General features: G+C 74.9%; 29 protein-coding genes and 1 tRNA gene. 10 read left to right on the forward strand and 20 right to left on the reverse strand.

Annotation, left to right across the window (positions count from 1 at the left end):
• Nucleotides 1–246: 246 nt before the first annotated feature.
• Nucleotides 247–795, forward strand: a complete 549-nt coding sequence (gene ybaK, locus ACU610_RS15025) for a Cys-tRNA(Pro) deacylase (protein ID WP_446768509.1) — start codon at nucleotides 247–249, stop codon at nucleotides 793–795.
• Here the strand turns inward: ybaK and ACU610_RS15030 are convergent.
• The gene (locus ACU610_RS15030; RefSeq protein ID WP_446768510.1) at nucleotides 774–2,324 is read right to left on the reverse strand and encodes a fused MFS/spermidine synthase; all 1,551 of its coding nucleotides are present in this window, start codon (nucleotides 2,322–2,324) and stop codon (nucleotides 774–776) included. The genes ybaK and ACU610_RS15030 overlap by 22 nt on opposite strands.
• A gap of 1 nt (nucleotide 2,325) precedes the next feature.
• Nucleotides 2,326–3,072 (reverse strand): SOS response-associated peptidase, encoded by a 747-nt coding sequence (locus ACU610_RS15035; protein WP_446768511.1) that lies wholly within the window; start codon nucleotides 3,070–3,072, stop codon nucleotides 2,326–2,328.
• A 133-nt stretch (nucleotides 3,073–3,205) separates the two neighbouring features.
• On the opposite strand from ACU610_RS15035, the gene ACU610_RS15040 reads away from it, so the two are divergent.
• The 3 genes from ACU610_RS15040 to rsgA all read left to right on the forward strand — a co-directional run bounded on the left by ACU610_RS15040 (nucleotide 3,206) and on the right by rsgA (nucleotide 7,197).
• Entirely contained in the window at nucleotides 3,206–4,669 is a 1,464-nt protein-coding gene (locus ACU610_RS15040) for an NAD-dependent succinate-semialdehyde dehydrogenase (RefSeq protein WP_446768512.1), read from the forward strand.
• 231 nt (nucleotides 4,670–4,900) lie between these two features.
• On the forward strand, nucleotides 4,901–6,181 hold the full coding sequence (gene aroA, locus ACU610_RS15045; RefSeq protein WP_446768513.1) for a 3-phosphoshikimate 1-carboxyvinyltransferase: 1,281 nt from the start codon (nucleotides 4,901–4,903) through the stop codon (nucleotides 6,179–6,181).
• A gap of 143 nt (nucleotides 6,182–6,324) precedes the next feature.
• Entirely contained in the window at nucleotides 6,325–7,197 is an 873-nt protein-coding gene (gene rsgA / locus ACU610_RS15050; protein WP_446768514.1) for a ribosome small subunit-dependent GTPase A, read from the forward strand.
• 175 nt (nucleotides 7,198–7,372) lie between these two features.
• Here the strand turns inward: rsgA and ACU610_RS15055 are convergent, their stop codons facing one another.
• A complete protein-coding gene (locus ACU610_RS15055; RefSeq protein WP_446768515.1) occupies nucleotides 7,373–8,056 on the reverse strand; it encodes a helix-turn-helix domain-containing protein in 684 nt (227 codons plus the stop codon).
• A 50-nt stretch (nucleotides 8,057–8,106) separates the two neighbouring features.
• Here ACU610_RS15055 and ACU610_RS15060 point away from each other — a divergent pair, with 50 nt between their 5' ends.
• Nucleotides 8,107–8,538, forward strand: a complete 432-nt coding sequence (locus ACU610_RS15060) for a VOC family protein (protein ID WP_446768516.1) — start codon at nucleotides 8,107–8,109, stop codon at nucleotides 8,536–8,538.
• Here the strand turns inward: ACU610_RS15060 and ACU610_RS15065 are convergent.
• Complete coding sequence (locus ACU610_RS15065) at nucleotides 8,535–9,245, reverse strand: hypothetical protein (RefSeq protein WP_446768517.1); 711 nt, start codon at nucleotides 9,243–9,245, stop codon at nucleotides 8,535–8,537. The genes ACU610_RS15060 and ACU610_RS15065 overlap by 4 nt on opposite strands.
• Nucleotides 9,246–9,370: 125 nt before the next feature.
• Nucleotides 9,371–9,907, reverse strand: coding sequence for a DUF2087 domain-containing protein (locus tag ACU610_RS15070; protein WP_446768518.1), 537 nt, complete (start codon nucleotides 9,905–9,907; stop codon nucleotides 9,371–9,373).
• Between the two features lie 52 nt (nucleotides 9,908–9,959).
• Here ACU610_RS15070 and ACU610_RS15075 point away from each other — a divergent pair, with 52 nt between their 5' ends.
• On the forward strand, nucleotides 9,960–10,136 hold the full coding sequence (locus ACU610_RS15075) for a DUF2795 domain-containing protein (RefSeq protein ID WP_091212799.1): 177 nt from the start codon (nucleotides 9,960–9,962) through the stop codon (nucleotides 10,134–10,136).
• Nucleotides 10,137–10,158: 22 nt separating this feature from the next.
• A complete protein-coding gene (hisN, locus tag ACU610_RS15080) occupies nucleotides 10,159–10,965 on the forward strand; it encodes a histidinol-phosphatase (RefSeq protein ID WP_446768519.1) in 807 nt (268 codons plus the stop codon).
• Nucleotides 10,966–11,062: 97 nt separating this feature from the next.
• Here the strand turns inward: hisN and ACU610_RS15085 are convergent, their stop codons facing one another.
• The 6 genes from ACU610_RS15085 to ACU610_RS15110 form a co-directional block, all read right to left on the reverse strand.
• Nucleotides 11,063–11,233 carry a hypothetical protein gene (locus ACU610_RS15085; RefSeq protein ID WP_446768520.1) on the reverse strand — a complete coding sequence of 57 codons (171 nt, stop codon included), beginning with the start codon at nucleotides 11,231–11,233 and terminating at the stop codon, nucleotides 11,063–11,065.
• Nucleotides 11,234–11,375: 142 nt separating this feature from the next.
• Nucleotides 11,376–11,873 carry an XdhC family protein gene (locus ACU610_RS15090; RefSeq protein WP_446768521.1) on the reverse strand — a complete coding sequence of 166 codons (498 nt, stop codon included), beginning with the start codon at nucleotides 11,871–11,873 and terminating at the stop codon, nucleotides 11,376–11,378.
• Nucleotides 11,870–12,658: an alpha/beta fold hydrolase gene (locus tag ACU610_RS15095; RefSeq protein ID WP_446768522.1), complete on the reverse strand. Its 789-nt coding sequence runs from the start codon at nucleotides 12,656–12,658 to the stop codon at nucleotides 11,870–11,872. The genes ACU610_RS15090 and ACU610_RS15095 overlap by 4 nt, the downstream gene beginning before the upstream one ends.
• On the reverse strand, nucleotides 12,655–13,671 hold the full coding sequence (locus ACU610_RS15100; RefSeq protein WP_446768523.1) for an aldo/keto reductase: 1,017 nt from the start codon (nucleotides 13,669–13,671) through the stop codon (nucleotides 12,655–12,657). Before ACU610_RS15100 ends, ACU610_RS15095 begins: the two co-directional genes overlap by 4 nt.
• 44 nt (nucleotides 13,672–13,715) lie before the next feature.
• Nucleotides 13,716–14,936, reverse strand: a complete 1,221-nt coding sequence (locus tag ACU610_RS15105) for a cytochrome P450 family protein (RefSeq protein ID WP_446768524.1) — start codon at nucleotides 14,934–14,936, stop codon at nucleotides 13,716–13,718.
• Between the two features lie 146 nt (nucleotides 14,937–15,082).
• Nucleotides 15,083–15,862 (reverse strand): aldo/keto reductase, encoded by a 780-nt coding sequence (locus ACU610_RS15110; RefSeq protein WP_446768525.1) that lies wholly within the window; start codon nucleotides 15,860–15,862, stop codon nucleotides 15,083–15,085.
• A gap of 109 nt (nucleotides 15,863–15,971) precedes the next feature.
• Here ACU610_RS15110 and ACU610_RS15115 point away from each other — a divergent pair, with 109 nt between their 5' ends.
• Both ACU610_RS15115 and ACU610_RS15120 read left to right on the forward strand, forming a co-directional pair.
• A complete protein-coding gene (locus tag ACU610_RS15115) occupies nucleotides 15,972–17,366 on the forward strand; it encodes a cystathionine beta-synthase (RefSeq protein WP_446768526.1) in 1,395 nt (464 codons plus the stop codon).
• Complete coding sequence (locus tag ACU610_RS15120; RefSeq protein WP_446768527.1) at nucleotides 17,363–18,520, forward strand: cystathionine gamma-synthase; 1,158 nt, start codon at nucleotides 17,363–17,365, stop codon at nucleotides 18,518–18,520. Before ACU610_RS15115 ends, ACU610_RS15120 begins: the two co-directional genes overlap by 4 nt.
• A gap of 82 nt (nucleotides 18,521–18,602) precedes the next feature.
• Here ACU610_RS15120 and map read toward each other — a convergent pair whose 3' ends face one another.
• On the reverse strand, nucleotides 18,603–19,373 hold the full coding sequence (gene map, locus ACU610_RS15125; protein ID WP_446768528.1) for a type I methionyl aminopeptidase: 771 nt from the start codon (nucleotides 19,371–19,373) through the stop codon (nucleotides 18,603–18,605).
• A gap of 243 nt (nucleotides 19,374–19,616) precedes the next feature.
• Between map and ACU610_RS15130 the strand changes: the two genes are divergently transcribed.
• The gene (locus tag ACU610_RS15130) at nucleotides 19,617–20,126 is read left to right on the forward strand and encodes a VOC family protein (protein WP_446768529.1); all 510 of its coding nucleotides are present in this window, start codon (nucleotides 19,617–19,619) and stop codon (nucleotides 20,124–20,126) included.
• Between the two features lie 121 nt (nucleotides 20,127–20,247).
• Here ACU610_RS15130 and ACU610_RS15135 read toward each other — a convergent pair whose 3' ends face one another.
• The 8 genes from ACU610_RS15135 to ACU610_RS15170 all read right to left on the reverse strand — a co-directional run bounded on the left by ACU610_RS15135 (nucleotide 20,248) and on the right by ACU610_RS15170 (nucleotide 25,905).
• A complete protein-coding gene (locus ACU610_RS15135) occupies nucleotides 20,248–20,535 on the reverse strand; it encodes a GNAT family N-acetyltransferase (RefSeq protein WP_446768530.1) in 288 nt (95 codons plus the stop codon).
• Nucleotides 20,536–20,571: 36 nt separating this feature from the next.
• On the reverse strand, nucleotides 20,572–20,763 hold the full coding sequence (locus ACU610_RS15140; protein WP_446768531.1) for a ferredoxin: 192 nt from the start codon (nucleotides 20,761–20,763) through the stop codon (nucleotides 20,572–20,574).
• A complete protein-coding gene (locus ACU610_RS15145) occupies nucleotides 20,763–22,052 on the reverse strand; it encodes a cytochrome P450 (protein ID WP_446768532.1) in 1,290 nt (429 codons plus the stop codon). The genes ACU610_RS15140 and ACU610_RS15145 overlap by 1 nt, the downstream gene beginning before the upstream one ends.
• 130 nt (nucleotides 22,053–22,182) lie before the next feature.
• A tRNA-Met gene (locus ACU610_RS15150) sits at nucleotides 22,183–22,259 on the reverse strand.
• 33 nt (nucleotides 22,260–22,292) lie between these two features.
• Nucleotides 22,293–22,688, reverse strand: coding sequence for an ANTAR domain-containing protein (locus ACU610_RS15155; RefSeq protein WP_446768533.1), 396 nt, complete (start codon nucleotides 22,686–22,688; stop codon nucleotides 22,293–22,295).
• A 131-nt stretch (nucleotides 22,689–22,819) separates the two neighbouring features.
• The gene (locus ACU610_RS15160) at nucleotides 22,820–23,746 is read right to left on the reverse strand and encodes an ABC transporter permease (RefSeq protein WP_446768534.1); all 927 of its coding nucleotides are present in this window, start codon (nucleotides 23,744–23,746) and stop codon (nucleotides 22,820–22,822) included.
• A 3-nt stretch (nucleotides 23,747–23,749) separates the two neighbouring features.
• Entirely contained in the window at nucleotides 23,750–24,943 is a 1,194-nt protein-coding gene (locus tag ACU610_RS15165; protein ID WP_446768535.1) for a quaternary amine ABC transporter ATP-binding protein, read from the reverse strand.
• A gap of 11 nt (nucleotides 24,944–24,954) precedes the next feature.
• Nucleotides 24,955–25,905, reverse strand: coding sequence for a glycine betaine ABC transporter substrate-binding protein (locus ACU610_RS15170; protein WP_446768536.1), 951 nt, complete (start codon nucleotides 25,903–25,905; stop codon nucleotides 24,955–24,957).
• Nucleotides 25,906–25,993 lie beyond the last annotated feature (88 nt).

Below are 25,993 nucleotides of genomic sequence, written 5' to 3' on the forward strand. Positions count from 1 at the left end.
TCCTAGCCGCGAGGCATCGGGCCGGCCTGGGGGCCGCCGGAGCGCAGGGCGCTGGCGGGCGCTGGTGGAGAGGGTGCTGCTCACGGCCTGTCCAACCGTGGGGGCCGGGGCGCCCATTCCCCGGTGTGAGCGACAGCCCCCTCCAGGGCACCGCCGGCTCCGTCCCGGGCCCGCGCCGGCCCCGTCCTCCGGACGGTGTCCTTCTCCGAGGGGTGGGGAGGAGGGGGTCCTCTACGCTCCCGCAGCGTGGCGGCGACCCCCGCGGTGCGGGCTCTCGAGCGGGCCCGGGTGGCCCACACCCTGCACACGTACGACCCGGAGCACGCCGAGGGCCAGGGGTACGGGGATGCCGCGGTGGCCGCGCTCGGCCAGGACCCGCGGCAGGTCTTCAAGACGCTGGTGGCCCGGGTGGACGGCGCCCTGACCGTCGCCGTCGTCCCGGTGGCCGGGAACCTGGACCTCAAGGCGCTCGCGGCGACGACCGGCGGGCGCAAGGCGACGATGGCCGACCCGATCGACGCCGAGCGCACGACCGGTTACGTGCTCGGCGGCATCAGCCCGCTCGGGCAGCGCAAGGCGCTGCCGACGGTCGTCGACGAGTCCGCGCTGACCTTCCCGACGGTCATGGTCAGCGCCGGACGGCGGGGCCTGCAGGTGGAGCTGGCGCCAGAGGACCTGGTGCGGCTGACCCGCGCCCGCACCGCCGCGATCGCCAAAGGACCCCCCGCCCCCCACCACTCGCAGGCTCGCGGCGGGCCCCTGCGAGGGGCCGATCAGGCTCCCGGCGGGGCGTAGGGGGTGAGCAGCTGGTCGACCGGCGCGTGGTCGTCGGTGAGCACCTCGGCGTCCCCCACGAACGCCGCGAGCTCCGCGCCGGAGGCGACCCGCCAGTCGAGGTCCCGATCGCGCAGCGCGGCACCGACGGCGTCGAGCGGCAGCGGCTGCTGCGAGGCCAGGACCACGACGTTGCCACCCTCCTCCCCCGCCAGAGCGGCGTCCCGGGCGAGCAGCGCGACGTGCGCGAAGACCGTCTGCAGGGTGGCGAGCTCGGCGCGCACGAAGCCCAGCGGCGGGTGGTCGATGAGGTTGGCGACGTAGACGCCGTCGTCGCTGAGCGCGCGGTCGACCAGGCCCAGCGCCTCCACGGTGGTCAGCTGCCAGGGCACCGACAGCCCGCCGAACGCGTCGCCGACGACGAGGTCGCGCTCCCCCGGCGTCTCCCCCTCGAGTCCGACGCGGGCGTCGGCGACCTCGACGCGCAGCCCGTCGGTCTCGGTCAGCCCGAGCTGCTCGCGGTCCATCGCGACGACCCCGGGGTCGACCTCGATCACCAGGCTCTCGGTGCCCGGGCGGACGGCGGCGAGGTAGCGGGGCACGGTCGCCCCGCCGCCGCCGAGGTGCAGCGCCGAGAGCGGCTCGCCCGCCGGTGCCATCGCGTCGGTGACCGCGGCGATCGCCCGGACGTACGCGAACTCGAGGTACGTGGGGTCGGCCAGGTCGACGTAGGAGTGCCGCAGCGTGTCGAGGACCAGCACGCGGCCGCTGTCCCGCTCCGGGTCGGCGACCACCCGCGCGCAGTGGTAGGCGGTCTCGGCCTGGCAGCGGCTGGGCGCGATGGCGGCGAGCAGCGAGCCGACCACGGCCAGCAGGAGCAGCGCCGCCGGCACGCGTCCGGCGGCACCGCCGGTCCGCCGCCGCAGCAGCACGCCGACCGCGATCCCGGTCAGCACGGTGACCAGACCGGTGCCGACGAGGATGCCGCTGGTGGGGAAGACGGCGACCAGCAGGAAGCCGGTGAGGAAGGTGGCGGCGATCCCACCGAGGGTGCCGATGCCCGACAGCCGGCCGACCACCGAGCCGGTCTCGGCGAGGCTGGCCAGCTGCAGCTTGACCACCATCGGCGGCACCGCCGACAGCAGCGCCGCGGGGACGACGACGGCGACCGCGGCCAGCAGCAGCACGCTGCCGGCGTCGGCACCGGTCAGCACCGACCCGGCGAAGCGCACCAGCGGCAGGACGGCGACCACGAGCCCGCCACCGGCGACCAGCAGGCGCGGGATCAGCCGTCGGGGGTCGGTGCGGTCGGCCAGCGCGCCGCCCATCCACGCGCCGATCGCGATCGCGGCCAGCGCGAAGCCGATGACCGCGGTGTTGGTCTGCAGGGTGATCCCGACGTAGGGCGCGATCAGCCGCAGCCCGGCGATCTCCAGCACCAGCACGGCGCCGGAGGACAGGAAGGTGACGACGGCGGCCACCCAGTCGGGCAGCGCCGGCGAGCGGATCCGGTGCCCGCTCTCGGTCAGGGCCTCGTCGGTGCCGGCCACCTCAGAAGAGCGCGGGCTGGTCGGCCGGCGCGGTGACCGACTCGACGCGGGCGGTCAGCCCCGCGCCGTTGTTCTTCACGCTGTTGACCGCGGGGCCCACCGGCCGCAGCTCCAGGCTCTCCACCAGCTCCGGCGGGGTCGGCGCGGCCAGCTCGGTGACGTCCTCGCGCGCCGGGTCCAGCCAGTCGGCCCAGCGCTCCCGGGGCAGCACCAGGGGCATGCGCTCGTGGATCTCGGTGAGGGCGCCGACGGCGGGCTCGGTGATGACCGTGCAGGTGTACAGCCGGTCCTCGCCCTCGCCCCAGACCTCCCAGAGGCCGGCGAAGGCGAGCACCGAGCCGTCCCGCGGGGTCATGTAGTAGGGCTGCTTGCCGGGGCCGTCGAGCTTCTTCGCCCACTCGTACCAGCCGTCGGCCGGCACGAGGCAGCGGCGGGAGCGGGCGGCGCGGCGGAAGGCCGGCTTCTCGGTGAGCGACTCGACGCGGGCGTTGAGCATCCGGTTGCCGATGGACGGGTCCTTGGCCCAGGAGGGCACCAGGCCCCAGCGGACGGCGCGCAGCTCACGGTGGGTGGCACCGGTGGGCGCTCCCTCCGCATCGCGCTCCTTCTTGGTGCGCACGACGTAGACGTCCTTGGTCGGGGCGACGTTGTAGTCGGCCGGCAGCGGGGACTGCCCCTCGGCGGGGACGGCCTCGAACTCCAGGACGAGGTCCTCGGGACGGCGGCTGGCGGCGTAGCGGCCACACACGGTGGTACCTCCCGGTCGGGGCCGGCTGATGCGGTCCCCTGCGACTCTAGGCCGGATCGGGGACGGTTCCCGGCGGTGGGAGACGGGCAGGCCGAGTCGACGTCCCGACGCCCGAGAGACGAGGATCACGCACGTGACCGCGACCCAGAACCCACCGACCGAGCACCCGAAGACCGCCAGCGAGTCCGGCGAGCGCCGGTACGCGACGGTCAACCCCTTCACCGGCGAGACGGAGGAGGAGTTCGACTTCACCCCGACCGAGGCGATCGACGGGATCATCGAGCGGGCGCACGCCGCCTACCAGGAGTGGCGGCAGCAGTCGGTCGAGGACCGCGCCGCCGTCGTCCGGCGTGCCGCGGAGCTCATGGACGAGCGTCGCGAGGACCTCGCCCGGCTCATCACCACCGAGATGGGCAAGCGGCACGACGAGGCCACGGGCGAGCTCTACCTGTGCTCGATGATCCTGAAGTACTACGCCGACAACGGCCCGGGCTTCCTCGAGCCCCAGCCGATCCAGCCGCTGATGGGCAAGGGCGAGGCGGTCGTCGAGACCCGGCCGATCGGCGTCCTGCTGGCCATCGAGCCGTGGAACTACCCCTTCTACCAGGTGGTCCGCGTGGCCGGCCCGAACCTGGTGCTGGGCAACACGGTCATCCTCAAGCACGCCGAGATCACCCCGCAGTGCGCGGTGGCCATCGAGCAGCTGTTCACCGACGCCGGCGCCCCCGAGGGCGTCTTCACCAACACGTTCCTGCGCATCGCCGACGTCGAGCAGGTCATCGCCGACCCCCGCATCCAGGGTGTGACCCTGACCGGCAGCGAGCGGGCGGGCAGCGCCGTCGGGGCCCTGGCCGGCAAGTACCTGAAGAAGTCGGTGCTCGAGCTCGGCGGCAGCGACCCGTTCATCGTGCTCGACGCCGAGGACATGGCCGCCACCGTCAAGGCCGCGACCATGGGCCGGATGCAGAACACCGGCCAGGCGTGCACCGCGTCCAAGCGGCTGATCGTTCCCGCGGAGCTCTTCGAGCCGTTCGTCGAGGGCCTCAAGCAGGCGTTCGGCACCTTCGCCCCCGGCGACCCGGCCGACCGCTCGACCTCGCTGGCCCCGCTGTCCAGCGAGCGGGCGGCTCAGGACCTGCACGCGCAGATCCAGGACGCCATCGACAAGGGGGCCACCGTGGTCACCGGGGGCGGGCGGCCCGAGCACGCGGGTGCGTTCGTCCAGCCGACGATCCTCACCGACGTCACGCCGGAGATGCGGGCCTACCGCGAGGAGCTGTTCGGCCCGGCGGCCGTCGTCTACAAGGTCAGGGACGCCGACGAGGCGGTCGCCCTCGCCAACGACAGCGACTTCGGCCTGGGCGCCACCGTCATGAGCAGCGACGTCGACCGCGCGCGGGCGGTGGCCGAGCGGCTCGAGGCCGGCATGGTGTGGATCAACCAGCCGACCGGCTCCTCCCCCGAGCTGCCCTTCGGTGGCATCAAGCGGTCGGGCTACGGCCGTGAGCTGTCGGAGCTGGCGGTGTTCGAGTTCGCCAACCGGCGCCTGGTGCGCACCGTGCCGGTGAAGAAGGCCGACCGCCCGGTCGGCGGCTGAGAAAGGACCCCGTCCTCCCCACCCCTCGCAAGCTCGGGGCGGGCCCCTGGAGGGGGCCCGTTCCAGCACGTCACCAGGCTCGGGGCGGGCCCCTGGAGGGGGCCGTTCCAGCACGTCACCAGGCTCCGGGCGGGCCCCTGGAGGGGGCCGTTCCAGCACGTCACCAGGCTCGGGGCCCGCCTCGGGACGGGGCCGGGCGGTCCGGTGTCCCGGACCGGGCAGGATGGGCGCATGAGCCAGGTCTGGACGACGCCGCACCGCGCCACCCCGGTGGACGCGGTCGTGGCGCTGCCCGGGTCCAAGTCGCTGACCGCCCGGGCGCTGGTCCTGGCCGCGCTCGCCGACGGCCCGGGCCGGCTGGCCCGGCCGCTGCGCGCCCGGGACACCGACCTGATGGCGGCGGCGCTGCGGGCCCTGGGTGTACGGGTCGAGGAGGACGGCGAGGACTGGGTCGTCACCCCCGGCCCGCTGCGCGGCCCGGCCGAGGTGGACGCGGGCCTGGCCGGCACCGTCCTGAGGTTCCTGCCGCCGGTCGCCGCGCTGGCCGACGGCCCGGTGCGGGTGGACGGCGACCCGCGGCTGCACGAGCGCCCCAATGCCGGGCTGATCGCGGCGCTGCGGGACCTCGGCGTGCGAGTGGACGACGGCGGCCGCGGCCGAGCGCCGTTCACCGTGCACGGCATCGGGCGGGTGCGCGGCGGCGCGGTGACCGTGGACGCGAGCGAGTCCTCGCAGATCGTCTCCGGGCTGCTGCTGGCCGCGGCCCGTTTCGACGAGGGCGTCGACCTCGCGCTCACCGGCGGGGTGCCGTCGATGCCGCACGTGGAGATGACCGTCGAGTCCCTGCGCGAACGGGGGGTCGACGTGGTCCGCACCGAGCGGGGCTGGCGGGTCTCCCCCGGCCCCGTCGCCGCGCGCGCCGAGGTGCTCGAGCCCGACCTGTCCAACGCGGCCCCCTTCCTCGCGGCGGCGCTGGTGACCGGTGGACGGGTGACGGTCCGCGACTGGCCCGCGCAGACCACCCAGCCCGGCGGCCGACTGGACGCGCTGCTCGGCGCGATGGGCGCCGACGTCGAGCGCACCGACGAGGGCCTCCGGGTCACCGGCACCGGGACGGTCCGGCCGCTGGTGGCCGACCTCGGCGAGGTGGGCGAGCTGACGCCGGTGCTGGCCGCGCTCTGCGCGCTGGCCGACGGGACCTCGCGGCTGACCGGGGTCGGTCACCTGCGCGGCCACGAGACCGACCGGCTGCAGGCGCTCGACGAGGTGCTCACCGCGGTCGGCGCCCGCGTCGAGCAGCTGCCCGACGGCCTGGTCATCACGCCCGGGCCGCACCGGGCGGCGCGCCTGGACAGCTACGCCGACCACCGGATGGTGCACGCCGCGGCCGTCCTCGGGCTGGCCGTCGAGGGCGTCGAGGTGCGCGACCCGGGTGCGGTGAGCAAGACGCTGCCGGACTTCGTGGCGCGGTGGAACGGGATGCTCGCCACGCCCGCGGGAGCCCTGCCCTGAGTCCCCGCAGGCACGACTCCCGGTCCGACGAGGACGACGTCCGGGTCCGGCCCAGCCGGCGCGGCTCCCGCCCGCGCACCCGCACCCGGCCGAGCCACACCGACGCCGTCCCGGGCCTGGTGGTCGCCGTCGACCGGGGCCGGATGACGGTGCGCGTCGAGGGTCCCGACGGCGGCCCGGTCGAGGTCACCGCGATGCGCGCCCGGGAGCTCGGCCGGCACGGTGTCGTCGTCGGCGACCGGGTACGCCTGGTCGGCGACACCAGCGGCCGGCCGGACACCCTCGCCCGCATCGTCGTCATCGAGGACCGGGCGACGTCCCTGCGCCGGACCGCCGACGACACCGACCCCACCGAGCGGGTCGTCGTGGCCAACGCCGACCAGCTGGTCGTCGTCACCGCGGTCACCGACCCCGAACCGGCGCTGGGCTTCCTCGACCGCTGCCTGGTGGCCGCCTACGCCGGCGGGCTGGAGCCGCTGCTCTGCCTCACCAAGACCGACCTGGCCAGCCCGCAGCCGCTGCTCGACCGCTACGCGGGCCTGGACGTCGACGCCGTCCCGATGTCGCGGGAGACGCCGCTGGACCCGCTGCTGGAACGGCTGCGCGGGCGGATGAGCGTGCTGGTCGGCCAGTCCGGCGTCGGCAAGTCCACGCTGGTCAACCGGCTGGTGCCCGACGCCGACCGGGCGACCGCGGAGGTCACCAAGGTCGGCAAGGGCCGGCACACGTCGTCCTCGGCGGTGCTGCTGGACCTGCCCGGCGGCGGCACGGTCATCGACACCCCCGGCATCCGCTCGTTCGGCCTGGCGCACGTCACCCCCGAGGACGTCGTCGCCGCGTTCGACGACGTCGCCGAGGCCGCGGTGGACTGCCCCCCGGGCTGCGGGCACACCGCCGAGGACCCCGACTGCGCGCTGGACGCCTGGGCCGACGCCGGCCCGCCCGCCCGCCGGGAGCGGCTGGAGAGCCTGCGCCGCCTGCTCGACGCCGTCGGCCAGCTCGGTCCCGGCTCCTGAGGAAGGACCCCCTCCTGCTCCCCACCACTCGCAGGCTCGCGGTGGGCCCCCGCAGGAGGGCGGCCGTCCTCCCCACCCCTCGCGGTTCCGGAGCGGGGCCGGCGGGACCTCGGAGCGTGGCCGATCCGTGCAAGACGGCTGCCCGGTACCGGGCCAGGCTCGGGCCATGCCCTCCTCATCCCCTCAACAGTCGTCGCGGCGGCAGCCCGGCCAGCCGGCTGACCTCCCGGGTGAGGTGTGCCTGGTCCGTGTAGCCGGTCACGGCCGCGACCTCGGCCAGCGGCCGGCCGCGTCGGGCCTCGTCGAGCGCTCGCTGGAAGCGCCGGATGCGCGCCAGCGTCTTGGGCCCGTACCCGAAGGCGCGCACGCTCGTCCGGTACAGGGACCGCACGGGGACGCCGAGCACGGCGGCGACAGCCGCCACCGGTGTGCCCGCCGACAGCTGCCGGTCCAGGGCAGCGGCCAGTCGCAGCGCCGCACGGTCCGGGTCCGCGTGCCGCCAGAGTGCGACGTACACCTGCTCGAGCAGCTCCTCGGGCCCGTCGGTGCGGCGCGCCGGTCCGGCTCCGCGGGTCCCGACGAGGTCGGCGAGGTCGGCGCGGGTGTCGACGAGTTCGGCCACGGGCACGCCGAGCAACTCGGCCGCCGTGCCCGGCGGGAACCGCAGTCCCGTGATCACCTCGCCGGGCTCCGCGTCGACCAGCACGGCCGAGGTGTCCGGCCCCGCGACGGTCAGCCGCTCGCGCCACCACAGCAGGTCCAGGGCGCCATCGGGGAGGACCCGGTGGCCCGCCTCCGCGCGGACCGACCAGAGCACCGCGCCCGTACGGGGCCCGCGCAGCTCCCGGTACCCGCCCACCACCCGAGTCTGCCGCCCCGGCCGGCTCACTCCCACCCACTGGAGACCCCGTGGATCAGCAGGTGCACTTCACGACCCTGGCCACCGCCGACCTCGACGCCGCCCGGCGCTTCTACGTCGAGGGCCTGGGCTGGCGGCCGCTGCTCGACGTCCCCGGCGAGATCGTCTTCTTCCAGACCGCGCCGGGCGCGGTGCTCGCCTTCTTCGAGGCGGGGAAGTTCGCCCAGGACCTCGGCCGCGGTCCCGCGCGGCCGGAGGTCTCCGGCCTGACGCTGGCGCACAACGTGCCGGACCGGGACGCCGTCCACGCGGTCGTCGAGGCCATGACCGCGGCCGGGGGCACGCTGCTCACCGCGCCCGAGGACGGTGCCTTCGGCGGGGTCTTCCACGCGTTGGTGGCCGACCCCAACGGGGTCGTCTGGGAGATCGGGCACAACCCGGGGTGGTCGGTCGACGCCGACGGCACCGTCCGGATCGGCTAGCAGCAGCGCCTCCGCCGCGGCTGCTCCCGCCGCCACCGCCTGGGGTACTCCTCCGGCGACCGCGGGCCGTCCGTCGGGGACGACCCGCGGCGCACCCGCGGGAAGAGGTCGTCGTCCATCGACTCGTCGACGGCCTCGATCCGCAGGTCGTGCGTGTCACCGGCGTACGTGCCGTCCAGCACCTCGGCCCACACGCAGACGCCGGTACCGACGTCGAGCCGGACCAGGTGCGCACCCGGGTACTCGACGCCGTCGGGGACGCTGCCCCACTCGAGCTCGTCCACCCTGCGGCTGCGCAGCAGCGGACAGCACCCGCAGCGCGGCTCGGAGTGCGCCGTCGGCACGACCAGCGCCTCCCACGCGGGCCGCCCGGCGTGCTCGACCTCGCGCAGCGACTCGACCTCCAGCGCCGGCCCCGCGGACCGTCCGGTGTCCGGGTCACGCCCGTCGGTGAGCTCCGCCGGCTGCAGTTCCGCCACCCAGCGGTAGTCCTGCCACATCGGGTCGTCGGCCCCGTCGGTCCCGGTGACGACGTCGAGCAGCCGTCCGGCAGCGTCCTCGACGCGCATGCGGTCCGGCCGGCGCAGCCACGCACGCACCGGCTCCGACCAGGTCCGGTCCCGCCGGCGGCGCTCGGTGAAGCGCAGCGTCGTCCAGCGCTCCGGCGAGGACCGGGCGAGGACGCGGAAGTCGTCGGCGTCGGGCACCGGCCGAGTGTGGGACCCGAGGGCGGCCCTGGCCAGCGAGTTGTCGGCACCGAGTGGTGGGTCGTCGCGGTCTCACCGGCCTGGAGACCACGACCGGTCGCCACTCGGCGGGAGAGGGGCGGCCCTCACACGTCGACCCAGCCGCCGCTGCGCCAGTAGAGCCCGGCGTCGCGGGTGAGCAGGCCCTCGTCGACGAGGTACCGGCGCAGCGCGGCGGTGTCGGGGTGCCACACCGCCAGCAACGCGTTGACCTCGCGCTCGGGGTAGCGGACGCCGACGTCGAAGACGCGGACCAGGTGCTCGAGCACGATCCGCCGCTTGCTCTGCTGTGCCGGGATGGACACCAGCCGGCCGTCGCGCACGAACGCGGAGAGGACGGCGTCCTCGGCGGGGTCGTCGGACAGCGGCTCGGGTGGCGGGGCGGCCTCGGCGGCGGCGCGGGCCGCGGCGCCGAACTGCTCGGTCAGCAGCTCCAGCTCGTGCCGGTCACGGCGGACGAGGCCCGCCCGCCCCAGCCTGCGCGCGGCCAGGGCGACGTCCTTCAGCGGCAGCCCGGTGGCGTCCGCGACCTCCTCCAGCGTGCCGGCCCCCAGGGCGAGGGCGGCGACGACCTTGAGCCGCGCGGGATCGGCCAGCAGCCCGGCGATCGTCGCGGCACGCACTCCCCGACGGTATCCGCGCATCGCCCGAGGGGGACGGGGGTAGCCCGGGGCCATGGTGAGCCCCATCGACATCCAGAAGGCCCTGAAGGGCATGGACTACCCGGCCACGAAGGAGCAGATCCTCGAGCACGCCAAGGGCGGCGACAAGGACGTGCTGGAGGCGCTGCAGAAGATCGACGACCGGGAGTACGAGGGTCCCAGCGGGGTCAGTGCCGCGGTCTTCGACTGAGCGCCCGCTAGGTTCGGTGCCCATGACACCGGGCCGGGACTACACGGGGGACATGCACCTGGCGCACGTGCTGGCGGACCAGGCGGACTCGATCAGCCTGGACCGCTTCCGTGCGCTGGACCTCCAGGTCGACACCAAGCCGGACCTCACGCCGGTCACCGACGCCGACCGGGCCGTGGAGGAGCAGTTGCGCATCACGCTGGCCCGCGCGCGCACGCGCGATGCGGTGCTCGGCGAGGAGATGGGCACGACCGGCCACGGCCCGCGCCGGTGGGTGCTCGACCCGATCGACGGGACGAAGAACTTCGTGCGCGGCGTGCCCGTGTGGGCCACGCTCATCGCGCTGTTCGACGGTGACGAGCCGGTCGTCGGCCTGGTCTCCGCGCCGGCGCTCAACCGCCGCTGGTGGGCGGCCAAGGCCGTCGGCGCCTGGACCGGCCGGCGGCTGGAGTCGGCGACCCGCTGCACGGTGTCGGGCGTCGGCCAGCTGTCCGACGCGAGCCTGTCCTACTCCAGCCTCTCCGGCTGGGAGGAGCGCGGGCTGCTCGGCGGCTTCCTCGACCTGACCCGGTCGGTCTGGCGCACGCGCGCCTACGGCGACTTCTGGAGCTACGTGCTGCTGGCCGAGGGTGCCGTGGACGTCGCCTGCGAGCCCGAGGTCTCGGTGTGGGACCTCGCTGCCCTCGACGTCATCGTGCGCGAGGCCGGCGGGACGTTCACCGACCTCTCCGGCGTCCCCGGCCCGACCGGCGGCAGCGCGCTGGCGACCAACGGCCAGCTGCACGACGCCGCGCTGGGCCTGCTGCGCCAGCCCGACCCGGCCGCCTGAGACGCATCCGGCCCGCCCCGGAGCTCGGGGCGGGCCGGCGGCCCCGTCCCGGATCCCGCCCCGAGCCTGCGAGGGGTGGGGAGGACGGGGTCCTCTCTCAGCGACCGCTGCCGCGGCCGCCCTGGAAACGGCGGCGGGCGTCGTCGATCTTCGCCCGGGTCTTCGGGTCCTTCGCCAGCTGCTGGGCCTTCTCGGTGGCCTGCGCGATGACCTGCCGGCCCTTCGGCGTGTTCGCGAACTGGGTCAGCTTGCTGAACAGCGACGCCATCCCCGGTCCTCCTCCGTGTCGTCCAGGCGGCCGTTCCGCCCTCCTGTGCCGGTCAACGTGGCACCCGCGGCCCCCGTTCCGCACACCACCGGTCGAGCGCGGCCGCCGCCGGTGCCGACGTCGGCACCGAGCAGGACGTCGATCAGCGCGGGCGGTGCGCGAACCCGCCGCTGCAGCCGTTGCGGTCGGCGAGCAGCCCGGCGAGCGTGCTCAACGCGATCTCGGCCGGGGTCCGCGAGCCGACGTCCAGCCCGATCGGCCGGTGCACGCGGGCGACCTCCTCCGGCGGTACCCCGAGTGCGGCCAGCGCCGCCACGTGCGGGCCCTCGTGCCGCGGGTTGCCCATCACACCCACCCAGCGGGCCTGGCGGGCCAGCGCGTCGCGCAGCACCTCGCCGAGCTCGGGCCGGTGGTGGTCGGTGACCACGACGTCGGCGTCGGCGAGGTCCAGGCCCCCGAAGCCGGTCGCGTCCGCCCCGCGCGCCGGGTCGGGGTCGAGCAGCACCGTCCGGAACCCCAGCTCCGGCGCCCAGCGCAGCAGCACCTCGGCCACCGGCGAGGCGAAGACGGCGACCAGCACCCGCCCGCTCACCTCGGGCGCGGGTGCCCCGTGCGCGACGCCGCAGTTCGGATCGGTCACGCCGCCTCCCCGAGGAAGTCGACGAGCGCCGCGGCGAAGGCCGGCGTCCGGAGCGCGGTCGAGTGATCGCCGGGGACGACGGTCACCCGGGCACCGGGGATGGCCGCGGCCAGCGCCTCGGGGCGGGCCGCCAGCGGATCGGCGTCGCCGGCGAGGACGAGCGTGGGCGCGGTGATGGCGGCCAGGTCCGCGCTGCGGGTGTGAAACGCGCGGGCGTGCGCGGCCAGGGCACGCCGGTCGGCGTCGAGGGCGTCGGCGAGCCGGCGGAAGGCGACGGTGGTGGGGTCGCGCACGTCGGAGACGTCGTCCGCCTCCAGCGCGGCGGCCAGCCTCGACATCAGGACGGCGTGGCGCTCGGCACCACCGGGCTCGACGAACGCGGCGCCGGATCCGCCGACCACCAGCCGGCGCACCCTCCGGTCGGTGACCGCGGTCAGCATCGCGACCGTGGCCCCCATCGAGTAGCCGGCGAGGTCGAAGGAGTCGTGGCCGAGTGCGTCGGCCACCCGCCGCAGGTCGTCGGCCATCCGCAGCTCCCCGTACGCGGCGGGGTCGTGCGGCTTGTCCGACCGCCCGTGGCCGCGGGCGTCGACGCCGACGACCTCCCGCCCGGCCGACAGGAGGACCGCGACGGTCCCGGTGCCGACCCAGTTGAGCCGGGTGTCCGCGACGAAACCGTGCTGGAGGTAGACCGGTGGCAGGGGGCCGGGCTCACCCCACCGGTGCACGGCGACCGCGACGCCGTCGGCCCCGGGCACCCGGAGCGCCGCCGTCGACACGGTCACGCCACGCGCTCCGGGCTGTCGCCGTACGTGTAGGAGCTGTCGACGTAGCGCCCACCCTGCGCCACCCCGGGCGGAGCGATCTCCCCCAGTCGCGCGAGGTCGTCGTCCGAGAGCTCGACGGCGGCGGCCGCGACGTTCTCCTCCAGGTAGGTGCGCCGCTTGGTGCCCGGGATCGGCACGACGTCGTCCCCCTGCGCGAGGACCCAGGCCAGCGCCAGCTGGCCGGGCGTGCAGCCCTTCTCCTCGGCCATCGCCCGGACGGCGTCGACCAGCCCCAGGTTGGCCGCGAAGGCCTCGCCGGTGAAGCGCGGGTGGCCGCGGCGCCAGTCGTCCTCGGCGAAGTCCTCCGGGCTGCGGATCGCGCCGGTCAGGAAGCCGCGACCCAGCGGGCTGAACGGCACGATGCCGATGCCGTGCTCACGGGCCACGCCCAGGACCTCCGCCTCCAGGTCGCGGGTCCACAGCGACCACTCGCTCTGCAGCGCGGCGATCGGGTGGACGGCGACGGCGCGGCGGAGGGAGGTGGCCGAGGCCTCCGACAGCCCGAGGTGGCGGACCTTGCCCTGCTGCACGAGCTCGGCCATCGCTCCGACGGTGTCCTCGATGGGCACCTTCGGGTCGACCCGGTGCTGGTAGTAGAGGTCGATCACGTCGGCCCCGAGCCGGCGCAGGCTGGCCTCGGCGCGGGTCCGCACGTTCTCCGGGCGGCCGTCGATGTCCATCCCCCCGCGGTCGTTGCGCGACAGCGAGAACTTGGTGGCCAGCTGCACCTCGTCACGCCGTCCGACGATCGCCTCGCCGACCAGCTCCTCGTTGTGCCCGTCGCCGTAGACGTCGGAGGTGTCGAGGAAGGTCACGCCGAGGTCGAGCGCACGGTGGATCGTCGCGATCGACTCGTCGCGGTCGGCCGCGCCGTACATCTGGCTCATGCCCATGCAGCCCAGGCCCAGGGCGGAGACGACCAGGCCATCGCGGCCGAGCGTGCGGGTACCGACAGGTGAGGGAGAGGTCACCCCGGCATCCTCGTCCCGTCCCGTCGGGGCCCGCCACTGCCCGCCTACCCGGAGGCACCGCCCGCGGCCGCAGGTCGCAGCACCACCGGCAGCTGCTCCAGGGCGTGGACGATGACGCTGCGCCGGTGGTGCAGGTCCTCCGGCGGCACGGCCAGGCGCAGGTCGGGGTACCGGTCGAGCAGCGTCCGCAGGGCCACCTCCCCCTCCAGACGCGCCAGGGGCGCACCCAGGCAGAAGTGGATCCCGTGGCCGAAGGCCAGGTGCCCGCCGGTCTCGCGGTCGGGGTCGAGCAGCTCGGGCCGGTCGAAGCGCCCCGGGTCGCGGTTGGCCGCGCCCACGGACAGCGTGACCACCGACCCCGCGGGGATGGTGGTGCCCGAGTACTCGACGTCCTCGGCGGCGAAGCGCAGCGGGGCGTTGTGCACGGGGCCGTCCCAGCGCAGGAACTCCTCGACCGCCGCGGGGATCCGCTCCGGGTCGGCGAGCAGGTGCCCGCGCAGCGCGCTGTCGGTGGCCACGCCGAGCACCGCGTTGCCGATGAGGTTGGCCGTGGTCTCATGGCCCGCGATGAGCAGCAGCACGCCCATCGCGACGACCTCCTCGGTGCTGAGCTGGTCACCGGCCGCGGAGACCTCGACCAGAGCCGAGAGCAGGGCGCCGTCCGGGGCGCGCCGCTTGGTCTCGACGAGGGCGTACAGGTATTCCGCCAGCCCCGCGGTGGCCTCCTGCTCGTCGACGTCGTCGTGGTCGTCGACCAGCGCACGCGACCAGGCGCCGAAGGCGTCGCGGTCGGTGTCGGGCACCCCGAGCAGCTCGCAGATGACCGCCATGGGCAACGGCACCGCGTAGGTGGCCAGCAGGTCCACCGGCTCGGTCGCGGGCACCGCGTCGAGCAGGGTGGCGGCCAGTTCCTCGATGCGGGGGCGCAGCTCGGCGGTGCGCCGCGCGGTGAAGGCCCGGGAGACCAGCCGGCGCAGTCGCGTGTGGTCCGGCGGGTCGAGCAGGATCATCATCGAGCCGAAGGGGCCCGGCAGGCGCGGAGCCTGCGCGCGGACCTCCGGCGGCAGCATCGCGCGGTGGTCCTTGACCAGGCGGGGGTCGGTGAACGCCGCGCGCACGTCGTCGTAGCGCGTGATCAGCCACGTGGTGCCGCCCCGGGGCAGCGCCACCTCGCGCACCGAGGCCTGGGCGCGCAGCCGCTCGTAGGCGGGATAGGGGTCGCGCCAGAAGGAGCCCTCGAAGACCGAGTCGTCGACCGCGGTCACCCCAGCACCCCCCTCGCGCCTCGGGGCCGCTCCGGCGGCCCGGGGACGAGGACGTCGTCCGGGAACTGGCTCACCACGTCAGCGTCGGGGCCGGTGGCCACGGCGGCAAGGCGGGACGGCGTGTCACCGGTGTCTCCCCGCTGCGCTCAGACCTGCGCCAGGCCGTCGATCCGGGCGACCTCGTCGTCGGTCAGCGAGAACCCGCCGATCGCCAGGTTGGCCCGGATCCGCTCCGGCGTGGCCGACTTGGGGATGACGACGACGCCGTGCTCGACGTGCCAGCGCAGCACCACCTGCGCCGGGGTGACGCCGTGCGCGTCGGCGACCTCGCGCAGCACCGGGTCGCCGAGATCGGTGTTCTTGAACGGGCTGTAGCCCTCGAGGACGACGCCGCGCTCCCGGTGTCCGGCCTCGACCACCGGGTCGTACTTCGCCGGGGCCCAGCTGACCTGGTTCACCTGCGGCGTCACGCCGCTCGCCCCGGTCAGCTCGTCGACCTGCGCCAGCGAGTAGTTGCTCACGCCGATCGCCCGCGCCCGGCCGGCCTCGCGGGCGGCGACGAAGCGTTCCCAGACGTCCGGCCGGGCGCCGCCGGGCGGCCAGTGGACGAGCCACAGGTCGACCGCGTCGACGCCGAGCGCATCGAGGGACCTCGCCAGCACCTGGTCGGCACGACCGGCCTCCCGGGGCGGCAGCTTGGTCGTCACGAAGACCTCGTCCCGGTCGACGCCGGAGTCGCGCAACGCCCGCCCGACCTCGGCCTCGTTGCGGTACATCGTCGCGGTGTCCAGGTGCCGGTAGCCGGCGTCCAGGGCCGTGCGGACGGCCTCGTAGCACTCGGAGCCGTTCATCTGCCAGGTGCCGAACCCGACCAGCGGCATGCCGGGGCCGCGGTCGAGCGGCACGGTGGGGACGGTCTCGGTCATGCCGCATGGTCCCGCGGGCCGGGGGTCGACAACACCGGCGGAGCCGCCGCCGGTCTGGTGGGATGGTCACGACGGACGGCGAACGGCCGACCGTCGAGGAGGGCCTGTCGTGCAGTACGCCGAGAACGTCATCGAGCTGGTCGGGCACACCCCGCTGGTCCGGCTGACGTCCGTGACCCGGGACCTGGGGCCGGACGCGCCCCTGGTGCTGGCCAAGGTCGAGTACCTCAACCCCGGCGGGTCGGTGAAGGACCGCATCGCCGTGCGGATGGTCGACGAGGCCGAGGCCAGCGGCGCGCTGGAGCCGGGCGGGACGATCGTCGAGCCGACCAGCGGCAACACCGGCATCGGGCTGGCGCTGGTCGCCCAGCAGCGCGGCTACCGCTGCGTCTTCGTCTGCCCCGACAAGGTGGGCAAGGAGAAGATCGACGTGCTCAGGGCCTACGGCGCCGAGGTGCACGTCTGCCCCACCGCCGTCGACCCGGCCGACCCGCGCTCCTACTACTCGGTCTCCGACCGGCTGGCCCGCGAGCTCCCCGGCGGCTGGAAGCCCGACCAGTACGCCAACCCGGCCAACCCCCGGTCGCACTACGAGACCACCGGGCCGGAGATCTGGGAGCAGACCGACGGGCGGGTCACCTGCTTCGTCACCGGCGTCGGCACCGGCGGCACGATCAGCGGCACCGGCCGGTACCTGAAGGAGGTCTCCGGCGGAGGGGTGCGCGTCGTCGGCGTCGACCCCGAGGGCTCGGTCTACTCCGGCGGCACCGGACGGCCGTACCTGGTCGAGGGCGTGGGTGAGGACTTCTGGCCCGACGCCTACGACCGCACGATCGCCGACGAGATCGTCGCCGTCAGCGACGGCGACTCCTTCGCGATGACCCGGCGGCTGGCCCGCGAGGAGGGCCTGCTGGTCGGCGGCTCCTGCGGCATGGCGGTGGTCGGCGCGCTGCGCGCCGCCGAGCGCCTGACCAAGGACGACGTCCTGGTGGTGCTGCTGCCCGACGGCGGGCGCGGCTACCTCGGCAAGATCTACAACGACGACTGGATGGCCGACTACGGCTTCCTGGAGCAGGCCACCCAGGGCACCGTCGGCGAGCTGCTCGCCGGCAAGGGCGGCACCACGCCGGAGCTGGTGCACACCCACCCCAACGAGACGGTGCGGGACGCCATCGACATCCTCCGCGAGTACGGCGTCAGCCAGCTGCCGGTGGTGCGCGCCGAGCCCCCGGTGACGGCCGGCGAGGTCGTCGGGTCGGTCGAGGAGAAGACCCTGCTCGACGCCCTCTTCGCCGGTCGGGCCAACCTCTCCGACCGGGTGGAGCGGCACATGTCCCCGCCACTGCCGATCATCGGCTCCGGCGAGCCGGTCAGCGCCGCGGTCGCGGCCCTGGGGAAGGCGGACGCGCTGCTGGTGCACGAGGAGGGCAAGCCGGCCGGCGTCGTCACCCGGCAGGACGTGCTCGGGCACCTCGCCGGCACGGCTCCTACGGTCGGGGGATGAACGGCTCCCCGGGACTCCCCGGCTTCAACACCCGCGCCATCCACGTCGGGCAGGACCCGGACCCGGCGACCGGCGACGTCGTCGTCCCCCTGCACCTGGCGACCACCTTCAAGCAGGACGGCGTCGGCGGGCTGCGCGGGGGCTACGAGTACGCGCGCAGCGCCAACCCCACCCGGACGGCGCTGCAGGAGGCGCTGGCCGCCCTCGAGCAGGGCCGCACCGGGCTCGCCTTCGCCTCCGGGCTGGCCGCCGAGGACACGCTGCTGCGGACGGTCTGCGAGCCCGGCAGCCACGTCGTCCTCGGCGGTGACGCCTACGGCGGCACCTTCCGGCTCATCTCGAAGGTCGCCTCGCGCTGGGGCGTGGAGCACACGCCGGCCGACCTGAACGACGTGGACGCGCTGCGGGCGGCGATCCGGCCGGGCACGCGGGTGGTCTGGTGCGAGACGCCGACCAACCCGCTGCTCAACATCGCCGACATCGCGCTGACCGCCGAGGTCGCGCACGAGGCCGGGGCGCTGCTCGTCGTCGACAACACCTTCGCCTCGCCCTACCTGCAGCAGCCGCTGACCCTCGGGGCGGACGTCGTCGTCCACTCGACCACGAAGTACCTCGGCGGGCACTCCGACGTCGTCGGCGGCGCGCTGGTGGTCGGGGACGACGACGAGCTGGCCGAGCGACTCGCCTTCCACCAGAACGCGATGGGCGCCGTCTCCGGTCCCCTGGCCGACTGGCTGGTGCTGCGCGGCATCAAGACCCTCGGCGTCCGGATGGACCGGCACCAGGCCAATGCCGCCCGGGTCGCGGAGTTCCTCGTCGACCACCCGGCGGTCGCGTCCGTGCGGTACCCGGGCCTGCCCGACCACCCCGGCCACGACATCGCCGTCAAGCAGATGTCCGGGTTCGGCGGGATGCTCTCCTTCCGGCTCGCCGGTGGGGAGGACGCCGCGCTGCGGGCGTGCGAGCGGGCGCAGGTGTTCACCCTCGCGGAGTCCCTGGGCGGCGTGGAGTCGCTGATCGAGCACCCGGCGCGGATGACCCACGCCAGCGCCGCCGGGTCCCCGCTGGAGGTGCCGGCCGACCTGGTGCGGCTCTCGGTCGGCATCGAGGACGCCGAGGACCTGCTCGCCGACCTGGACCAGGCCCTCGCCTGACCGGGTCGTCGGTGACCGCGCGGTGGCCCCGTGCAGGGTCCCACCGCGAGCCTGCGAGCGGTGGGGGGCGAGGGGTCCTTTCTCAGCGCGGGGCGGTCAGGATCCTGGGTCCGTCGTCGGTGACCGCCACCGTGTGCTCGACGTGCGCCGCGCGGCTGCCGTCGGCGCTGTAGAGCGTCCAGCCGTCGGCGGCGACCCGGTAGTCGTCGCTGCCGCCGGCCAGGAACCAGGGCTCGATCGCGATCACCAGGCCCGGGCGCAGCGGCAGCCCGCGACCGGGGCGGCCCTCGTTCGGGACGGACGGCGGCTCGTGCATCGAGCGGCCCACGCCGTGGCCGCCCTGGTCGGTGTTGATCCCGCACCCGCCGGCCCGGCCGACGGCGCCGATCGCCGCGGAGATGTCGCCGACGCGGTTGCCGACGACGGCCGCGGCGATCCCTGCCGCCAGCGCTCGCTCGGTGGTCGCGACCAGCTCCAGGTCCTCCGGCCGGGCCGTGCCCACCGGGAAGGTGATCGCCGCATCGCCGACCCAGCCGTCGAGGGTGGCCCCGGCGTCCACGCTGAGCAGGTCGCCGTCCTCCAGCTCCTGCGGGGTCGGGATGCCGTGCAGCGCGACGTCGTTGACCGACAGGCAGACGACGCCGGGGAACGGCGGCGTGGTGGCCAGCGGCGCGTACCCGAGGAACGGCGAGGAGGCGCCGGCGTCGGCCAGGACGGCGCGGGCCACCTGGTCCAGCTGGGTGAGCCGGACCCCCGGGGCCGCGGCGGCACGGACGGCGGCCAGCATGTCCGCCACGACGGCTCCGGCGGCGCGCATCGCGTCCAGCTCGCCCGGCGTGCGCAACTCGATCAACGGTCCTCCTCGGGCGGCGAGATCGGCGGTCTCGCACGGGTACGGGCCTCCAAGCGTGCGAGACCGCCGATCTCGCCGGGACACCGGGGTCCGGCCGGCCGGCTCGTCGGAGGAGACCATCCGGCGAGGAGGACACGCACGGCCCCCCGGCCTCACACCCGGGGGTTGCCGGGACCCACCGGGCAAACGGGATCCTGGTCGCGCCCGTCGTGCCGACCACCGTCCGTCCCCGAGGAGTTCCCCGTGAGCGACACCGCCAGCGACCTCGACCTGACCGCCATCGAGCAGGAGCGCACCCGGATCCGGGAGGCGCACCTCAAGCCCTCGGGCGAGCGGCCGCCGTCCACCGCCCGCGGCCTGCACCACACCGCGCTGATCAGCAGCGACGTCGAGCGGACGGTGCGCTTCTACCAGGACGTGCTGGGCTTCCCGCTGACCGAGCTGATCGAGAACCGCGACTACCCCGGCTCCTCGCACTTCTTCTTCGACATCGGCAACGGCAACCTGATCGCCTTCTTCGACTTCCCCGGCCTGGACGTCGGCCCCTACGCCGAGGTGCTCGGCGGGCTGCACCACATGGCCATCAGCGTCGACCCCGAGCGCTGGCAGCAGCTGGTGCAGCGACTGACCGACGCCGGCGTGGCCCACGAGGTGCACAGCGGCGTCTCGGTCTACTTCCGCGACCCCGACGGCGCGCGCATCGAGCTGATCGCCGACCCGCTCGGCGAGATGTACGGCCACCAGGTCCTCTGAGGCAGGACCCCGTCCTCCCCGCCCCTGGTCGCAGGACCCCGTCCCTCTCACCCCTCGCAGGCTCGGGGTGAGCCTCCGAACGAGCCTCCGAACGGGGCCGGCAGGACCCGGGACGGGGCCTTCAGGCGGAGGCGTCGACCAGGTCGGCGTAGTCCGGGTGCCGCTCGATGTAGCCGCGGACGAACGAGCAGCGCGGCACCACCCGCAGCCCGTGCGCCCGGACGTCGTCCAGGGCGCCGCGGACCAGCGTGCCGCCCACGCCGCCGCCCTCGGCGTCGGGGTCGACCTCGGTGTGGGTGAACACCACCTGGTCGCCCCGCCGCTGGTACGCGGCCAGGCCCAGCACGCGGTCGCCGGCACGCACCTCGTAGCGGCCGGCCTCGGGGACGTCGGTGACGGTGAGCTCCATGCCGGCGCCAACCCCGCGGGGGACGGCGCTGTTCCGTCACTCGGCGAGCCCCAGTGCCCCGGTCGGGCACCGGGCGACGGCGTCCCGGACGGCGTCCTCGTCGGCCTCCCCGAGCCGCGGCCGCAGCACCCGGACGACGCCGTCGTCCCCGACCTCGAAGACGTCCGGTGCCAGGAGCTCGCAGTTCCCCGATCCGACGCACCGGTCGGGATCGACCTCGACGCGCATCAGCGCGCCCCGCCCAACCGGGCCGGCAGCCGCTTGAGGCCGTTGACGAACGACGACCGCAGCCGGTCCGGCTCGCCGGTGACCTCGAGGTCGGGCAACTCGTCGAACAGCGCCCGGAACGTGACCGCCAGCTCCCGGCGGGCCAGGTGCGCGCCGAGGCAGAAGTGCGGCCCCTTCGACCCGAAGCCGACGTGCGGGTTGGGATCCCGGGCCAGGTCGAGGACCTCCGGGTCCGGGAACACGGCGGGGTCGCGGTTGGCGGCGGCGTAGAGGAGCACGAACTTGTCGCCGGCCCGGAACCGGTGACCGTTCACCTCGCCGTCCTGGGTGGCGGTGCGCCGCATCCAGGTGACCGGGCTGGTCCAGCGCACGATCTCCTCGACCGCGGTGTGGTCCAGGCCCGGGTCGCCCGCCCACCGCGCCCGCTGGTCGGGGTGCTCGTGCAGCGCCAGCACGCCCTGGGAGATGGCGTTGCGGGTGGTCTCGTTGCCGGCGACCAGCAGCAGGATGAAGAACGACGCGATCTCCTGGCGGGAGAGCCGCTCGCCGTCGACCTCCGTGGTCACCAGCGCGGTGGTGAGGTCCGGTCGCGGGTCTCCCAGCCGCTCGGCGGCCAGTCGCTCCATGAGCCCGGCGAGCTCCATCCCGGCCAGCAGGAAGGCGCTGACCGGGTCGTTCTCGTCCTCGATGAGCTCCGGGTCCCCGCCGGAGAGGATGACGTTGGACTGGGCGAGGACCATGGCGCGGTCCTCCTCCGGGACGCCCATCATGTCGCAGATGACCCGCAGCGGGATCGGCGCGGCGATGTCGGCGACCACGTCGATCACCCCGCCCTGCGCCTCCGCCGTCCGCCGGGCGCGGGCCAGCACGTCGTCGACGACCGCGCGGACGCCGTCGACCAGCTGCTCGAGCATGCGTGGCGTGAACGCCTTCGACACGATGCGCCGGATCTTGGCGTGCCGGGGGTCGTCCATGCTGATCAGCGAGCCGTAGAACTCGTTGAGGTCGGCCGGGACGTCGGGGATGGACACCGCGCCGCGGCCCGAGCAGAAGAGCCCGGGCTGGGAGCTGATCGCCTCGAGGTCGGCGTAGCGGGTGACGGCCCGGTAGCCGGGCCCGACCGGGATCCCCGGCATCTCGGGCTCGGCGAAGAACGCGAAGGCTCGCTCCCTGCGCAGTGCCGCGAAGGTCGCGTACCGCACCGACGGCGGGCCGGCCCACCACTCCCGGTCGGAGAGGTCGACCGCGTCCAGGTCGACGGGTCCGGGTGGAACGGCCTCAACGGTCACGGGTGCCCTCCCTGGGAGCGTCGGTGACCGCGACGCTAGGGAGCCGACCCGTGACGCACAACACCCTGCCGGCGGCGGGCCGCACGACGACGGAGGGCCCGGTCACCGTGGTGACCGGGCCCTCCGTGCGTGGTAGCGGGGACAGGATTCGAACCTGTGACCTCTGGGTTATGAGCCCAGCGAGCTACCGAGCTGCTCCACCCCGCGTCGGTGACACCACCATACACGCCCTGCCGGACCTCAGAGGGCACCGGTGTAGAGGACCTGCTCGGCCACCTGTGCCAGCCGGAGGTTCCGCCGCATGCTCTCCTGCCGGAGGAGCTCGAAGGCCTGTTCCTCGGGAACGCGCAGCCGCTCGATCAGGATGCCGATGCGGCGGTTGCTCGCCAACGCCCGCTGGAGGTTGTGCGCCCGGTCCTCGGCCGCCTCCGCCCGGGTGCGCAGCTCGGCCAGCTCGGTGGCTCCCGGCCCGGGCGCCCGCCGCTCACCGCGGTCGGTGAGCTCCCGGCACTGCCGCCGCCTCGCGTCGACCTGGACGCGCAGTTCCGCGGCCCGGGCACGCGCCTCCTGGTTCCGGGCGCGCAGCGCCCGCAGGTCGGGGGACGACGGGCTGTCGGTTCCGGCGCTGTGGGTCATCGGGTGTCGTCGGCTTCCTGCGACGAGGCAGCGGGGCGCTGGGCTGGACCCCGGCTGTGGTGCCTCCAGTATGGCCACCACCCGGGCCCCTCCACCGTCGACCGGAGCCGGACTCGCGGGCGCCCACGTCGTCAGGCGGGTTCCGGCGCACCGGCCCGGGTCGGCTCCGCGACGTCCGGCGCCGTCCTCCCACCGGGCAGCGTCCGGCGTGCTCGGCCCCGCACCAGCCGGGACAGGGCCGTGGGGTGACCGAACGACGCCGTCAGCCGGTCGAGGAAGACCGCCAGCAGGACGACGGCGAGCCCGCCCTCGAACCCGGAGCCGACGTCGAGCTGGGTCACCGCCCGCACCACCACCGCGCCGAGCCCGGCCGCGCCGAGCAGGCCGGCCGTGACGACCATCGACAGCGCCAGCATGATCACCTGGTTGACGCCGGCCATGATCGACGGCAGCGCGAGGGGCAGCTGGACCTCCCGCAGCACCTGCCCGGGCCGGGAGCCGAAGGCCTGCGCGGCCTCCACCACCTCCCGGTCGACCTGGCGGATGCCGAGCTCGGTGAGCCGGACGCCGGGCGGGATGGCGAACAGGATCGTCGCCACGACGCCGGGCACGACCCCGACACCGAAGAAGAAGACGGCGGGGATCAGGTAGACGAAGACCGGCGTCGTCTGCATGAAGTCCAGCACCGGGCGGACGACGACGCTGACCGCCCGGTGGCGGGCCGCCAGGATCCCGATCGGCACCGCGACCGCCGTGGCGACGACCGCCGCCACGAGGACCAGCGCGAGGGTCTGCATCGTCTCGACCCACAGCTCCAGCGACACCACCAGCAGGAACGCCAGGACCGTGTAGAGCGCCAGCCACGGGCCGCGCACCAGGAGGGCGAGCACGGCGAGGACGACGATCCACACGACCGGCGGCGGCGAGACCAGCGCGTCGGTCAGGCCGTCGACGAGCACCTGCATGACCGCCGAGATCCCGTCGAACAGCCACGGCACCGTGGCCAGCAGCCAGTCGATCAGGTCGGACACCCACTGCCCGAGAGGGACGTGCGGCACGGTTCAGCCCTCCTGCCGCGCGGGGACCGCGGCCAGCGCGTCGAGCACGGCCGCCCGGGGGACGACGCCCAGCAACCGGCCGTCGTCGTCCACGACCCCGAGCGGCACGGCGTGGCGTCCGACGAGGTGGACGAACTCGACCACCGGCCGGTCGGCGCCGGTCGTCGCGTAGTCCTGCACCAGCTCCCGCTCGCCGAGCGTCGTCCGGCCCTCCTGCACCCCGCGGGCCAGCAGGTCGTCGCGGGCCACACCGGCGATCCGCCCGTCCTCGCCGAGCACGTAGACGCCGTTGGCCTCCGCGGCACCGAGGGCGCGCAGCACCTCCCCCGCCGGCTGTCCGAGCCGGGCGGTCAGCCGCGGCTCGCGCAGCAGGTCGCCCGCGGTGAGTACCCGGGTCCGGTCGACGTCCGAGGTGAAGTCGGCGACGTAGTCGTCCGCCGGCGCGGAGATGATCTCCGGACCGGTGCCCAGCTGCACCGTGCGCCCGTCCTTGAGCATCAGGATGCGGTCGCCCAGCCGCATGGCCTCGTTGAGGTCGTGGGTGATGAAGACGATCGTCTTCTGCAGGTCGGTCTGCAGCCGGACCAGGAGGTCCTGCATGTCCCGCCGGATGAGCGGGTCCAGCGCGGAGAACGGCTCGTCCATGAGCAGCACGTCGGAGTCCGCGGCCAGCGCGCGGGCCAGTCCCACGCGCTGCTGCATGCCGCCGGAGAGCTGCTCGGGCCGGGCGTCGGCCCGGTCGAGCAGCCCCACCGTCCGCAACGCCCAGTCGGCCCGCTCCCGCTGCTCGGCCGCGGGGGCCCCGCGGACCTTGAGCGCGTAGGCCGCGTTCTCGCGCACGGTGCGGTGCGGGAGCAGCGCGAAGTGCTGGAACACCATGCCGACCCGCTCGTTGCGCAGCGTCCGCAGGTCGGCGTCGCCCAGCGCGCGCAGGTCCTGGCCGTCGACCTCCACCGTGCCCGCGCTGGGCTCGATCAGCCGGTTGAGCAGCCGGACCAGCGTCGACTTCCCGGACCCGGACAGCCCCATGACGACGAAGAGCTCACCGCGCTCGACGGTGAAGCCGACGTCGTGCACGGCCAGCGTCGAGCCGGTGCGGCGCAGGACCTCGTCGCGCCCCACGCCCTCGGCCGCCAGTCGCAGCGCATCCTGCTCGCGCGGGCCGAAGACCTTGGTCAGCCCCGTGGCCCGCAGCACCGGTGGCACGGTCAGCCGATCCACTCGTCGATCTGGTCGGCGTGCCCGTCGACCCACTGGCGCGCGACCGTCGCGACCTCCTCGCCGTCGACGTCGACCTGCTTCTGCATCGCCTCCATCTCCTCGACGGAGATGCGCAGGTCGGTCAGCAGGTCGACGAAGGCCGGGGCCTGCTCGCGCAGCTCCGTGCTGGCGGCGATGTTGGCGCTGTACGACGGCATCGCGCAGGCGCCGTCCCCCGTGGTCAGGCAGCCGTCGGTGTAGGGCGTGGGCTCCTCGAGCTGGACCATGTCGTACTGCGCGAACACCGCGTGCGGGTGGTACAGGTAGAGCACGATCGGCTCCTGGCGGCTGTAGCTGTTCTCCAGCTGGGCGAGCTCGGCCGCCTCGCTGGAGACGACGTGCTCCAGCGTGATGCCGTAGCCCTCGAGCCGCTTGGCGTTCTGCTCCGTGGTGATGTAGCCCGGGTCGGCGTCGTAGAACTTCCCGCCCAGCTCGTCGGCGTAGTCGTTGAGCTGGGTGACGCTGGTCAGGCCCTCGAGCGGGCCGCCGGGCGCGACGGCGTAGGCGGGCACGAACCAGCCCTGCGAGGCGTCGCCGTAGGTCTCGGACACGATCTGGACCCGGTCGGCGGCCTCGTCGGCGAGCGGCTGCTGGTTGGGCAGCGCGACCTCGGTGAGCAGGTCGATGTCCCCGCGCTGCGCCCCGGCCCAGGCCGCGGCCGGGTCGAGCTGCGTGGTGGCCAGGGAGGCGACGCCGAGGTCGGGGTGGTCGGCGGCGATCTCGCTCAGGATCGAGTTGGTCAGGCCGGCGGCGGTCCAGCTGAACTGCGCGGTCGGGACCGTGACACCGCTCCCTCCGCCCGCCCCGGCCTCCTCGCTGGAGCACCCGGCGGCGGTGGCGGTGAGGAGGGCGGCCACGGCCAGGGCGGTCGCGCGGGGGCGGGGAACGGTGCTCGTCATGGGTCTTCTCTCTCGTGGTGGCGCCGGCCTGCGCAGGCCGGCGGATGTGCTCGCGCGGACAGGCGCAGGCCCCCGTCGGGAGCCTGCG

It is taken from the genome of Geodermatophilus sp. URMC 61 (assembly GCF_052931555.1).

Coding starts and splice junctions, on each gene's coding strand:
- ACU610_RS15075 (WP_091212799.1), top strand. CDS start 9,960: ATGGTGAGCCCCATCGACATCCAGAAGGCCCTGAAGGGCATGGACTAC.
- hisN (WP_446768519.1), top strand. CDS start 10,159: ATGACACCGGGCCGGGACTACACGGGGGACATGCACCTGGCGCACGTG.
- ACU610_RS15155 (WP_446768533.1), bottom strand. CDS start 22,688: ATGACCCACAGCGCCGGAACCGACAGCCCGTCGTCCCCCGACCTGCGG.
- aroA (WP_446768513.1), top strand. CDS start 4,901: ATGAGCCAGGTCTGGACGACGCCGCACCGCGCCACCCCGGTGGACGCG.
- ACU610_RS15135 (WP_446768530.1), bottom strand. CDS start 20,535: ATGGAGCTCACCGTCACCGACGTCCCCGAGGCCGGCCGCTACGAGGTG.
- ACU610_RS15085 (WP_446768520.1), bottom strand. CDS start 11,233: ATGGCGTCGCTGTTCAGCAAGCTGACCCAGTTCGCGAACACGCCGAAG.
- ACU610_RS15140 (WP_446768531.1), bottom strand. CDS start 20,763: ATGCGCGTCGAGGTCGATCCCGACCGGTGCGTCGGATCGGGGAACTGC.
- rsgA (WP_446768514.1), top strand. CDS start 6,325: ATGACGGTGCGCGTCGAGGGTCCCGACGGCGGCCCGGTCGAGGTCACC.
- ACU610_RS15120 (WP_446768527.1), top strand. CDS start 17,363: ATGAACGGCTCCCCGGGACTCCCCGGCTTCAACACCCGCGCCATCCAC.
- ACU610_RS15110 (WP_446768525.1), bottom strand. CDS start 15,862: ATGACCGAGACCGTCCCCACCGTGCCGCTCGACCGCGGCCCCGGCATG.
- ACU610_RS15170 (WP_446768536.1), bottom strand. CDS start 25,905: ATGACGAGCACCGTTCCCCGCCCCCGCGCGACCGCCCTGGCCGTGGCC.